Annotated in this window: 7 protein-coding genes and 1 tRNA gene; 5 read left to right on the top strand and 3 right to left on the bottom strand. The window is 65.6% G+C overall.

Going from position 1 to position 12,990, the window contains the following annotated elements; all coding sequences use genetic code 11:
• Nucleotides 1-142: 142 nt before the first annotated feature.
• On the top strand, nt 143-5,377 hold the full coding sequence (locus ACYVGK_RS09055; RefSeq protein WP_460733034.1) for an amino acid adenylation domain-containing protein: 5,235 nt from the start codon (nt 143-145) through the stop codon (nt 5,375-5,377).
• Nucleotides 5,378-5,490: 113 nt separating this feature from the next.
• Here ACYVGK_RS09055 and ACYVGK_RS09050 read toward each other — a convergent pair.
• Nucleotides 5,491-5,566: transfer RNA gene (locus tag ACYVGK_RS09050), tRNA-Ala, on the bottom strand.
• 42 nt (nt 5,567-5,608) lie between these two features.
• Nucleotides 5,609-6,709, bottom strand: coding sequence for a ribonuclease D (gene rnd, locus ACYVGK_RS09045; RefSeq protein ID WP_460733033.1), 1,101 nt, complete (start codon nt 6,707-6,709; stop codon nt 5,609-5,611).
• Nucleotides 6,710-6,823: 114 nt separating this feature from the next.
• Here rnd and ACYVGK_RS09040 point away from each other — a divergent pair, with 114 nt between their 5' ends.
• On the top strand, nt 6,824-8,692 hold the full coding sequence (locus ACYVGK_RS09040) for a formylglycine-generating enzyme family protein (protein ID WP_460733032.1): 1,869 nt from the start codon (nt 6,824-6,826) through the stop codon (nt 8,690-8,692).
• 82 nt (nt 8,693-8,774) lie between these two features.
• A complete protein-coding gene (locus ACYVGK_RS09035; RefSeq protein ID WP_460733031.1) occupies nt 8,775-9,704 on the top strand; it encodes a M48 family metallopeptidase in 930 nt (309 codons plus the stop codon).
• Between the two features lie 68 nt (nt 9,705-9,772).
• Here ACYVGK_RS09035 and phaR read toward each other — a convergent pair whose 3' ends face one another.
• Nucleotides 9,773-10,258, bottom strand: coding sequence for a polyhydroxyalkanoate synthesis repressor PhaR (gene phaR, locus ACYVGK_RS09030; protein ID WP_460733030.1), 486 nt, complete (start codon nt 10,256-10,258; stop codon nt 9,773-9,775).
• A 294-nt stretch (nt 10,259-10,552) separates the two neighbouring features.
• On the opposite strand from phaR, the gene ACYVGK_RS09025 reads away from it, so the two are divergent.
• Together ACYVGK_RS09025 and ACYVGK_RS09020 are read left to right on the top strand one after the other, a co-directional pair.
• Nucleotides 10,553-11,797 (top strand): hypothetical protein, encoded by a 1,245-nt coding sequence (locus ACYVGK_RS09025; RefSeq protein ID WP_460733029.1) that lies wholly within the window; start codon nt 10,553-10,555, stop codon nt 11,795-11,797.
• A gap of 24 nt (nt 11,798-11,821) precedes the next feature.
• Complete coding sequence (locus ACYVGK_RS09020; protein ID WP_460733028.1) at nt 11,822-12,985, top strand: hypothetical protein; 1,164 nt, start codon at nt 11,822-11,824, stop codon at nt 12,983-12,985.
• Nucleotides 12,986-12,990: the final 5 nt, after the last annotated feature.

Genomic DNA, 12,990 nt, shown 5'->3' with positions numbered 1-12,990 from the left:
ACCGGACGCCCGGTTGTTGCGCCGGAATACGTTGAAATAAGCGAGAACATGCACCAATCGGGGGATGCGTCGGCGTCCCTGGTGGGCCCAAATTGGGCGCTGATTGGGTCGTAATCGCCATGAGCGCAAAGCAGTAGGGCAGATGAACGCGGGTCAGACTGATCACCAGTCCGTCGCGGTACCGGCTGAACTTGAAATCCCGCTGCGGGCGACGAATGTTCTTGCCCTCTTTTGTGACATCGTCGATTCGAGCCCATCGGTCCCCGCGGTTTCCTGGCAGGGCGTCGATACTTCCTATCGGGAGCTCGACGATCTTTCGAGCCAGGTCGCCAATGCCCTGATTGCCGGCGGGGCGTTACCGGGATCGATTGTCGTCCTCCTTCTCAATAATCCCGTCGACCAGATCGCGGCAACGTTGGGATGTCTCAAGGCCGGGTGCGTATTCGCCTCACTGGATGTATCCCATCCGACGAAGCGCCTGCAGCAGATGCTTGAAGTGGTCGACGCACGCTGGACGATCCTGGAAGGTTCGACCCGCGACATGTTGTCGGACTTGTTGGGCACCAGGGCTTGTGCGACCGCCAGCATCGTTATGGGCGAAGATCAGTCACGGGACGAAGGTGCCATCGAGCATGCGCGAACCAGTTACGTGGCCGGACAAGACGCCCGGCGTGTCCTGGTACCTACGCAGCCAGACGATCCTTGCTACATCTACTTCACTTCGGGATCCACCGGCACGCCCAAGGCGATCCTTGGAAGGATTCGCGGGCTCGCTCACTTCATCCTTTGGGAAATCGAGGCTTTCAGGCTGGGGCCGGGATCGCGGGTCAGCCAGCTGACGGGCCCCTCGTTCGATGTGTATCTGCGGGACGTTTTCTCGCCCCTGTGTTCCGGCGGCACGGTATGCATCCCTCCGTCCCGACTGATGGAGCCCGTCCTGCTGAAACATTGGCTCGACCAGGCACGGATCACACTGGTTCATTGCGTGCCTTCGCTTTTCCGCCTGTTGCTGAAGCAAGACCTCGCTCCCGAGAACTTTCCGGCGTTGGAATTCGTTCTTCTCGCAGGTGAAAGCCTGGCGCCAGCGGATGCGAATGCGTGGATCGGCTGCTTCGGTGAAAGGATCCGGCTGATCAACCTCTATGGCCCAACCGAAACCACGCTGGCCAAGTTTTTCCATCGACTGCCTGCGACGCCAGTTGCCGATACGTTCGTACCCATCGGCATGCCCATTCCCGGGGCGCACGCGCTGCTGCTCGACGAAAACCTGGTGCCCTGCGCGCAAGGAAAGTTGGGCGAGATATTCATCAGGACGCCGTATCGAACGTTGGGCTATTACAACGCCCCCGATCTGACCGCAGCGGTGTTCATTCCCAATCCGTTCTCGACCGATCCCCGCGACTTGCTTTACCGGACGGGTGATCTGGCCGAGGTGCTGCCGGATGGCAATTTCCGCTTTGCCGGGAGAAAGGATTTCCAGGTGAAGATCCGCGGCAATCGGGTTGAGTTGAGCGAGATCGAAGCGCGGTTGCGTGAGTATCAAGGCGTGAGCGAAACGGCGGTGTTGGCACGGGCGGACCGTCCGGGCGACATCCAGCTGGTGGCGTATTACGTACCGCGCTCCGGCGTTGGCGTTTCGCCGCAGGAGTTGCGCAGGCACCTGGCCGACCGGTTGCCCGCGTACATGGTGCCGGCGCTGTACGTGGCGCTCGATGGCCTGCCACTGGGAACCAACGGAAAGCTCGATCGTGGCGCCTTGCCGGCGCCAAAGCCCGGGCGACCCGAGCTGGCGGTCATGTATGCGCCACCGGTCAGTGCCGACGAGAAGCTGATTTGCGAGGCGTTCGCGACCGCTTTGGGTATCGATCCCGTCGGCCGCGAGGACAATTTCTTCGAGCTCGGCGGGAACTCGTTGCTGGCGATGAACGCGCTGGCGCAGATTCAAAAAACGGCAGCAAAAGCGATTCCGGCCACCCTGATCTTCCAGAATCCGACGCCAGCCAGTCTTGCGACCGCAATGACCCAAGGTGCAGCCGATGCCATCGAGGCGCACCGGCTGCCATGCGCGCACCGTCCCGCAATTGCCGCAGCAAGCAAGGCAGTTGCCGATCGCGCGATGGCGAACGAACCGATTGCCATCATTGCGATGTCCGGACGTTTTCCCGGGGCAGGGGACGTGGAGCAGTTCTGGGACAACCTGGCTGCGGCTCGCGACTCGATCACGGTGTTCGGCCCCGATCAACTCGATCCGTCGATCGCGGATATCGATCGCCTGGATCCGGCCTATGTACCTGCGCGCGGTGTGATCGACGGAGTGGAGGATTTCGATGCAGGGTTCTTCGGGATCAATCCACGGCAAGCCGAACTCATGGATCCGCAGCACCGGATCTTCCTCGAGCTGTGCTGGGAATGCATGGAGCGGGCGGGTCATGTGCCAGACGCAACGACCGTGCCGGTGGGCGTCTTCGCAGGGACTTACCACTCGACCTATTTGCGACGTCACGTCGCGGCGCATCCTGACCTGATCGATAGCGTCGGCGCCTACCAGGTCATTCTGGACAACGAGAAGGACTACATCGCCACGCGTATCGCACACAAGCTGAATCTAACCGGCCCGGCCATCAGCATGTACACCGCGTGTTCGACTTCGCTGGTGGCGATCTGCCAGGCGCTGGCCAGTCTCCGCGCGGGCTCCTGTGACATGGCCCTGGCGGGCGGAGTCTCCATCATCAGTCCGCCGCGCAGTGGCTATCGGTATCAGGAAGGTGCGATGTTTTCGCCTGACGGGCATACGCGTACGTTCGATGCGCAGGCGAAGGGCACCGTCTTCAGCGATGGTGCCGCAGTGGTGCTGCTCAAGCGGCTTTCGGATGCGATCACGGACGGCAATCCGGTGCATGCCGTGATTCTCGGCGGCGCCATCAACAACGACGGTGGCAACAAGGCCAGTTTCACCGCACCCAGCAGCGAAGGGCAGGCGGCAGTAATCGCCATGGCGCAGGCCGATGCCGGGGTATCGCCCCGCAGCATTGGCTACGTGGAGACGCATGGAACGGCGACGCCGCTGGGAGATCCGATCGAGATCGAGGGGCTGGTAAAGGCTTTCCGCCGTGATACGCCTGACGTCGGCTTCTGCAGGATCGGATCGGTCAAGAGCAACATCGGTCATCTGGTCATCGCAGCCGGCGCTGCTGGTGTGATCAAGACCACGCTGGCGCTGAAACGCGGAGAAATCCCCGCCAGCCTGCATTTCGAGAAAGCCAACCCTACGATTGATTTTGCCGGCTCTCCCTTCGTCGTGAATGCCGCCCTGAGCGCGTGGCCGAACGGCAACATCCCGCGCAGGGCGGGCGTCAGTTCGTTCGGTGTCGGTGGCACCAATGCCCACGTGGTGATGGAGCAGGCGCCTGCCTTGCCCGGCTCCGAAGCGGGGCAGGGGCCGCATCTGCTCGTTCTTTCCACGCGCTCGCCAGCGGCGTTGGACCGGGCGGCAGGACGACTGGCCGACTTCCTGCAGGCCGACGCGGAGCGCGGCGATCTGCAAGTGAAAGACACCGTGAACCTTGCTGATGTGGCGTGGACGTTGGCGGTCGGACGAAAGCGCTTCGCGCATCGCGTTGCGGTGGTTGCTTCCGACGCGCGGGAGGCCATCGCCCAGTTGCGCAGTCCCGAACTTGTCACCGCGATCAAGCGTGGCAAGCCCGCGCGGCCGTGCGAGCTCGTATTCACCTTCCCCGGCCAGGGAGCGCAGTACGCCGGCATGGGGCGCGCGCTCTACGAAACCGAACCCGAGTTCGCCGCGGCTTTCGATCAATGCGCTGAAGTCTTGCGTTCCGATTCGGGATTCGACTTGCGTGGCGTGGTCTTTGGCGATGACGCCGAGCAACTCCGACCAACGGCAATTATGCAGCCGGCGATCTTCTCGCTGGAATACGCGCTAGCCCGCTTGTGGATGAGCCAGGGACTTCGTCCCGCGGCCATGATTGGCCATAGCATCGGCGAGTTCGTCGCGGCGACGTTGGCCGACGTGTTCGCGCTGCCCGATGCCCTGCGTCTGGTGGCGCGGCGCGGCGCCCTCATGCAGTCACAGCCCGCCGGCGGCATGCTGTCGGTGCGGCTGGCGCTCGAAGACCTGCTTGCATGCCTCCCGGCCAGCCTATCGCTGGCGGCCGAGAACGCGCCTGGCGCATGCGTCGTCGCCGGCTCGCTCGATGCTGTTGCGGAGTTCCAGTCGCGGCTCGAAGCCGACGGCATCGCCTGTCGTGCGTTGCGCACCTCGCATGCATTCCACTCATCGATGATGGAGCCGGTGGTCGCACCGTTCCGGGCTGCCGTTGAAGCGGTGGCGCGGTCGGTGCCGCGGTTGCCGATCGTGTCGACGGTGACCGGCGACTGGCTCGATGCCGACAGCGCGATGTCGGCCGACTATTGGGCGCGCCACCTGCGCCAGCCGGTGCGATTCGCCGCTGCGCTGGCGCGCGCAGTTGGCGATGGGCCTTCGCGCGCTCTGCTCGAAGTCGGGCCGCGCGCGACCTTGAGCCTGCTCGCGCGACAGCATCCGGCCGTGCAGAAGGCCGACGTTGTCGCCGTGCCCTCGCTGGCGGATGCGCCTGAACTCGAGACCGCGAGTCTGCGGGCTGCCGCCGGGCAACTGTGGTGTCGTGGCGTCGAGATCGACGTTGCCGGTTTCGATCGTCGAAACAGTCGGATGCGGGTCGAGTTGCCGACGTACCCGTTCGAGCGCCAGCGCTGCTGGGTCGAGGCGGCGGCCGGCAGTGTCTCCACCCTCGCGCCCATGCCGCTGTCGCACGCGGTCGAGGCTACGCCGGCGTTGCAGTCCGGGGTAAACGCCGCAATGCCGGCATCAGCGCCCACGGACGCGGTGGCTTCGCTCAGCGATCGCCGCACCCGTTTGGTAGCGGAGCTCAAAGAGGTGTTCGGTGGCATCACCGGCTTCGACCTGACAGACGCCGATGGCGAGGCCAACTTCATCCAGCTTGGCTTCGACAGCCTGACGCTCACTCAGGCGGCGCTGCGATTACAGAAGCGCTTCGCTGTCCCGGTCACCTTCCGCCAGTTGATGACGGATTGCGCCAGTCTCGAACGTCTGGCCCGCATGCTCGACGAACGTCTGCCCGTATCCGGCTCGGTATCGACCACGGGGATTCCGGTTGCGGCTGTCCCGGTGCCGGAGTCATCCATTCACACGGAAAACCTGCCTGCCAGCCCTGTGGATCTCGCGGCACTGCGACGGACGATCGCGCAGTTGCAGTTGCTGGAGCGTCAGCTGGCCCGGCAGCAGGGCAGTAGCAGCGCGGATGCGATTCGCGTTCAGGCGCTCATCGAGGCTTCGGTAGTGCAGCTCCGCAAACGCTGACGGATTCAGCGCAGGCTGGTCCCGGCGAACTAGCTGAAAAAGAATAGGGTCCGCGATGCGGACTCGGTAGCTGAAAAAAGAAAAGAGCCCGCGATGCGGACCCTTTCGAATTTTGGTGGAGCCAGGGAGGATCGAACTCCCGACCTCGTCATTGCGAACGACGCGCTCTCCCAGCTGAGCTATGGCCCCACATATGCGGACCGGAGTCTACCCGGTCGGGGCGCGGTGGCGCTAGTCCTGGGCCGTGAGCAGCGGTGCGAGGCTGGGCTCGAGCGCCTGACGACGCCATCCCGCGAGGGCGCTCGGCCAGCGGCCATCGTCCAGCAGCGCTTGCAGCCAGCGCCGCGACGCGAGCACGCCGTCGGGCAGGCCCAGTTCGGCGCTGCGCTTGCTGACGGCGTCCTGCAGCTTTTTCAGGCGCTGTTTGTCACGGGTTTCGCCCACGCTGGCATCCGGAGCCTCGGCTTCGTCGGCCAGTGGCGTGGTCAGTGCATGCCAGATGGCGTCGCCGAGCTTGCGCGGGGCCTTGGGATTCGCATCGAGCACGTCCTGCAGGGCTTTGCGGTCTGCCGGCGGCGTGCGAGCGATGGTGACGGCGAGTTCATTGTCGAGAATCCAGCCGCGCGGACGATCGTTGTCGCGGGCGTAGGTGTCGCGCCAGCGCAGCAGGCGTACGAGACGGCGTTGCCCATCGGCATCGAGGAATTGCGCGCTGCGCAGTGACAGATGCGGCCAGCGTTCCGGACCTTCGTTCTCCGCATTGATGATGGTGCGGGCAGCGTCTTCGGCGAGCCATTCCTTGCGTCCAAGCTGCGCGAGCATGCCATCGAGCGCGTCATGCATCTCGGCCAGGTGCCGCACGTCATCGGCTGCGTATTCCAGCTGCGATGCCGACAGCGGCCGGCGCAGCCAGTCGGACCGGGTCTCGCCCTTGGCCAGCGCAGTACCGGTGAGCTGTTCGACGAGTTTCTGGTAACCGAAGCCGGCACCGATGCCCGCCAGTGCGGCGGCCTGTTGCGTGTCGTATAGCGGCTTGGGTACCACGCCGCAGGCATGCTTGAAGGCCACCAGGTCTTCGCTGGGGCTATGCATCACCTTGAGGATCGTCTCATTGGCGAGGATCGGCGCGAGCGCCGCGGTCATGCCCGGCGCCAGCGGATCGATCAGCAACACGGTCTGGTCGTCATCCGTATCGCCAATGGCGATCTGTACCAGCGCCAGCTGCGGCCAGTAGGTGCGTTCGCGGATGAACTCGGTGTCGAGTCCGATGCGCGATGGGGGGTGCGTGAAATGCGCCTGCAGAGCCGCAGGGGTGGTGATCCAGACGTGCATGGGCCGGAGAATAGGGCAGGTTGCCGCGGCGGGCGACAATAGCCTACTTTCGCGCCTGTGCGATCGCGCCGACCGCTCGATGCAACCACACCGCGTGCCAGGGAGCTGCGTGGATTGAACCCGAATTGGCGAACGACCCGGCAACGGATCTGGCAAGTCGGCCTGTGCCTGGCATTGGTCGGGTGCGTGGCCGGCTGCGGACGAAAGCAGGCCGAAAAGGATCGGGCTGCCGCGTTGCCGCTGGTCACTATCGGCGCGGATCAGTCGGTATCGCCCGTGCCCGCATGGCGCGCGCCAGCGATCGAGGTGACCGATGCGACTGCGAGCGCGCTACGCAAGCGTGCCGAAGCGGCGCAGGTTGCCGGGCATCTATATGGCGGTGACGAAACGCAGGCGGCGATCCCGCTCTATCTGGCGCTTGCCGCGCATGCGCCGCAGGATCAGCGGATTCGTCAGGGGCTGCAGGATTCGTTGCTGGCATTGATCGACGAAGGTCGCGCCGCGCTGGACGGCATCGATGGCGAAACGCTGGAGTTGCGCCATGCTCACGAAGTCGCGGCGGTGGCGCGCGTCCTGGCGCCCGACGATGCCCGCGTGGAGGCCTATCTGGAGCGGCTCGATCGCGCCGACGAAGCCGCGCAGGCCAATCGTCTGGGCGAAATCGCACTCAATGCCGGACGCATCGGCGAAAAGAACGAGGCCACCGGCGCCATCGCCTATTTCCATGAGGCGCTGAACGAACGTCCCGGCGACAGCCGTGCCCGGCAAGGACTGGCCGCGGCCGAAAGCGCGCTTATCCGACGTGCCGAAGCGGCGGCGGCCGGCGATGACTACGCCGCGGCCGCGTATTGGCTGGGCGAAGCGGGCGAGGTGCGTCCTGGATTCGAAACCGTTGCCGATGCCCGCGAGCGCATCGCGATCCTGCGGTTCACGCGCGTGGGGGCGTTGCGCGATGCGGGTGTCGCCGAGCTCGCCACGCCTAAGGCGTCTGGATTGCGTCGCGCGCGCGAACAGCTGGGGCAGCTGTTGCGCATCGCCGCGCCCGGTGACCCGGCAGTGGTCGACTTGCGCACCCGCATCGAGACCGCGGCGCATTACGGGCTGTTCCGCCCAGGCCAGACCTTCACCGATGCGATGGGCAACGGTGGTCGTGGACCGCAAATGGTGGTCGTGCCTCATGGTGCCTTCCGCATGGGGGCGCTGGAGAGCGAAGCCGGCTCCGCCGACTCCGAACGCCCGGTGCGCAACATCCGTTTCGATCGCGGCATCGCCATGGCACGCAGCGAGATTACGGTCGCCGAATTCCGCCGTTTCGTGAATGCGACCCGCTACCGGGCCCGCGCTACCCGGCGCGGGTATTCGACGACCTATGACGAACGCAGTGGCAATTTCATCCGGGCCGGCAATGTCGACTGGCAATCCGATTACGTCGGAAGGCCGGCGAACGACGACATGCCGGTGCTGCATGTCAGCGTGGGGGATGCGGCGCGTTACGCGGAATGGCTTTCCCGGGAGACCGGACAGCGCTATCGGCTGCCGAGCGAGGCCGAATTCGAATACGTCCTGCGGGCGGGCAACCCGGGCATTTACCCCTGGGGTGACGGTGGGCCACCGGCGCGGTCCGGCAATTTAACCGGGGCGGCCGACGTATCTCCCGGCGGGCGCCGCTGGAGCAATGCCTTTGAGGGCTATGGCGATGGCGCGTGGGGACCGGCGCCGGTCGCGAGCTTCCTGCCCAATCGCTGGGGCGTGCATGACCTGGCCGGTAATGTCAGCGAATGGGTCGACGACTGCTGGCACAGTACCTACCGTCGTGCGCCCCGCGACGGGCGTCCGTGGGTCAACCCGGGGTGTCGCAGCCAGGTAATACGTGGGGGCTCCTGGGCGAGTTCACCGGCGCAAACCCGTTCGGCATGGCGCCAGGGCACAGACGTCAACAACACGAGCGCTCGGGTAGGGTTTCGCGTGGTGCGTGACATCTGAATTCGGCATCCTGTCGTTCGTCGGATGCGTTTGCCGAGCTTGCTAATCAGGCAATTGAGACCACCGGGTTACGGAGAGAACGATGAGAGTCGATCCCATGGGCAACCGGCAGGCAACGCAGCGGCGTGGCTTTGGTCTGGGCGGAATTCGCTGGTGGATCCTGATCCTTTTTGCCGGCTATGCGGCGTGGTCGTGGTTCGGTAGCGCGCAGACCGATCCCTACACCGGTGAGACCGCGCACTACGGCGCGTCGCCGGAGGAAGAAGTGCAGCTGGGCGCGCAGGCGTACCAGCAGGTGCAGAGCGATGCGTCGGCGCAGGGCGCACTGTTGCCCGCCAATTCGCCGGTCAGCCAGCAGATTCGTGAGATCGCCAGCCGGCTGGTCAATCGCGTTCCGCAGGTGACTGCGGATCTGGCCGCGATGAACCAGCAGCAGACGCCGACCGATTACCAGAATTTCCAATGGGACGTCAGCGTCATCCAGTCCGAAGAAGCCAATGCCTTCTGCCTGCCGGGTGGAAAGATGGCCGTGTACACCGGACTGATCCCGATTACCGAAAACGAGAATGCAATGGCGGTGGTGATGGGGCATGAGATCGCCCACGCCCTGCTTCGACACGGCAGTCAGCGCATGGCGCAGCAGAAACTGGTGCAGATGGGGCAGATGGCGGCCGGCGTTGCGATCGGCGGGATGGATCCGCAGCAGCAACAGGCCGTGATGGCGGCGCTGGGCGCAGGCGCGCAATACGGTTTCATCCTTCCTTATGGCCGCAATCATGAGACACAGGCGGACAAGGTTGGGCTGATGCTTGCCGCCGCGGCTTGCTACAACCCGCGCGAAGCAATTCCGCTGTGGGAGCGCATGTCGCAACTGGGTGGCGGCCAGCGTCCGCCGGAGTTCGCGTCCACGCACCCGGATCCGGCCAATCGCATCCAGACGCTGCAGGCACTGATGCCTACGGCAGAAGCCTTCTACACGAAGTACTGCCCGGGGCAGCCGCCGCTGCGGTAATAGCAGCGGCCAATAACGAGAAGAGCCGGGAATTTCCCGGCTCTTCTTCTTTGGAAATGGCAGCGGAATCAGCGCTTGGTGTCGGCCTTCTTCGGCGGCGGCGTGGTGCTGGCGCCCATGCTTCCGGCCATGTTCTTCTGGAATTCCTGCCACATCGCCATGTTGCGTTCGGTGAGCTGGTTCATCATGGCCCACGGCGTCTGGCCGAGCAGTCCGCCGATCTGGCTGCGGAACTGCTGCTGCTGGTCGAGGAAGATCTGCATCGACCTCTCCAGGTAATTGCCCATGAAGCCCTGCAGCGAATCGCCGTAGAAACGGATGATCTGGCTGAGCAGTTGGGTCGAGAGCACCGGCTCTCCATCGGATTCGTGCTCGGCGATGATCTGCAGCAGCACTTGGCGGGTGAGGTCCTCACCGGACTTGGCGTCGCGGACTTCGAAGTCTTCGCCGTCGACGATGAGCTGGCGCACATCCTCGATCGTGATGTAGCTGGAGATCTCGGTGTCGTAGAGACGACGGTTTGGATATTTCTTGATGATGCGTAGCGAGCTCATCGAGTACCGGCTCTAGACCATGGTGCCACGCAGCATGGCGCAGGGCCGGGGGCCTTGCAACTCGCCGACGGACGCGCGAAGCGCCGGAACCGGCGGCCCCCGCCCGAACGGGCTAGTAACGCTGGCTTACGACGCCCGGACTACGCTGCCCGTATTACCGCGCAACCCCTAGCGCAGCCCGGTTACCTCGCGGCTGCTAGCGCAAAGATGCGATTTTCGGGGTGCGCCCGGGCGGCGTAGGTTCGTCGCCAATGTGGAATGGCCGTCACAGCGACGGCTCGCAAGGAGGCGCACATGGGCCCGCAGCCTTTTGAATGCGACGACACCGACGACCGCGCCGACGAAGCAGCAGCGGCTTTCGACGAGAGCGACGACGAGCTTGCGGCGGAGGGGTTCGAAGACGCCGAAGCCTACGACGATGCGATGGGCGAAGAGGTCGATGGGCTTGAAGCCGACGCGAGCGACCTCGCTGCGTACGGCGAAGCGGACGCGTACGAAGCGGCTGCCTACGAAACCGTCGACGACGGATTCGAAGATGCGGCTGAAGACGAAGTCGAAACCGCATGGCTTGCATTCGAGGATGACGTGGCCGACGCGCTCGACGTCGACGGCACCGATGAATTCCTCGGCGCGCTGATCGGCGGCCTGTCACGCGCGGCCGGCACGGTGGCGAGACATGCGCCTACGGCCGCTCGCTGGGCGCGACGCGCCGGCGGTGTCGCGCGCGGAGCGGGGCAGGTAGCCAGCGGTATCGGTCAGCTGTCGCAGAGTGCCTCCACGCTGGCGCGCTGGTTCGGTGCACCCGGGGCTGCACGTTCGCTTCGCAATTTCGGTACCGCCGCGCGCGGTGCAGGCCGTCTGGCGGGTGGGGCTGCAGGCGCTCTGGACGATGTCGCCGCCATACCACGGCATGCCCGTCGCGTGCGCGACATGACGGCCAGCGCGGCCGGCGCCAACAGCCCGATCATGCAGCTGTTGCAGCAGATCGGCAGCCTCTCCAGCGAAGGTGCCGATGAATTCGAAGCCTTCGACGCAATGGCCGATCTCTACGAAGACGGCGTCGACGAAGCTTTGCCCGCAGCCGTTGGCCTCGCCGCACGCGCGGCGGCGCGCGCGCTGGGCTGGAAGAACACCTCGCAGCTGTCGCAGGCGGCGCGCCGCGCCCTGGTTCGCGGAATCGCCACGGCTGCACGCACTCTGGTCAATCGCCAGGGCGCACCGGCGGTACGCGCATTGCCTCGCATCGCGCAGGCCGCTACGCGTGTCGCGAAGCAGCGCCAGGTGCCACCGGGACAGATTCCGCGCGTAGTCAGCCGTACCGTGCCGCGCATTGCACGTCAGACCTCGCGCAATCCGCGGGCTGTTCGCCAGCTGGCGAGGCCCATGTCCCAGACGGATCCGCACCCGTCGTCACGCCCCACGTCGGGCGCGTTGTCGCGTCCCAACAACATTGGCCGGGGTTCGTCCGGCAATACCCCCAGCGGCGTCCGCCGCTACCGCTTCCACGGTCCGATCGAACTGACGATTCGGACGATCTGAGTGCTGCTGCCTGAGGAGTCAATCATGGACCGCTTCGAAGAAGATGCGATGGAAGACCTGATGTCCGATGCTGCCGAAGGTCCGGCGCGTGCAGATGAATTCGATGAGGACAGCTTCGACGAGTTCGACGAAGGCGACTTCGGCGACGAGGCCGATGATGAGTTCCTCGGTGCCCTGGCCGGCGGCATCGGCCGGCTGCTCGGTGGCGGTGGTGGTGGTGCCCGCGGTCGCGGTCGCGCCCGCCGTGGCGCAGGAGGCGGTGGTGGCGGATTAGGCGGCATCCTTGGCGGCCTGAGCGGTCTGCTTGGCGCCGACGAATACGACGAGTTCGAAGATGTCGACTCCGGCGACGAATGGGATGCCGGCGATGAATACGACGAAGGCGACGAATTCGACGACGCGAGCGATGAAGTCGACGCGGCCGACGATCTGGTCGCCGATGCGCTCGAAGCCGACGACAGCGACGAGTTCCTGCGCCGCCTCGGTGGCATCGCCCGCAGCATCGGTCGTGGTGTCGGCAGCGTTGCGCGCACGGTCGCGCCGATCGCCAGCATGATTCCCATTCCCCAAGCCCAGCTGATCGGTCGCCTCGCCGGCGTTGCGGGGCGCCTGCTCGCCGATGGTGCCGACGAATTCGAAGCGATCGACGAGCTGGTCGAGAGCATGGACGAGGACGAGGTCGATGCCGCGGTACCGCTGATCGCGGGCCTTGCGCTGCGCCGCGCGCTGCCGGCGGTGGCACGTGCTGCTCCGGCTGCTCGTCGCCAGGTCGTTCGCGCGATTTCGCAGACCGCTCGCGCTGCGGTTCGTCGCGCCGGTCCGCGCGCTGCCCGCGTGGCACCGCGCGTTGCAACGGCGGTGCGTCGCGTGACGCGGCGTCGTCCGGTGCCGGCACGCCGTTTGCCGCAGGTCGTGCGCCGCGTTGGTGCGGCGGTAGTGCGTCGTCCGCAGGTGGTGCGTCGCGTTGCCGCACGTCCGCTGGTGCCGCCGTCCCGTCGTGCGGTGTCGCGTCCGGTTGCGACGGCAGCCGTGCGGCGTGCGGTCGCCCCGGTTACGCGTCGCGTCGGGCCTGGTGCGATCACCGCGCCGCGTACCGGCACCGTGGGAGCCGTCGGTACCTGCCGTTGCGGCCGCATGCGCAATCTGCGCCTGCGCGGTCCGGTCAGCATCACGATCCATAGCCGTTGAGCCCA

The sequence above is a fragment of the Lysobacter tyrosinilyticus genome, from assembly GCF_054779815.1.
Note: the sequence above shows the minus strand (reverse complement) of the source record. Positions and strands in the feature narration are given on the sequence as shown.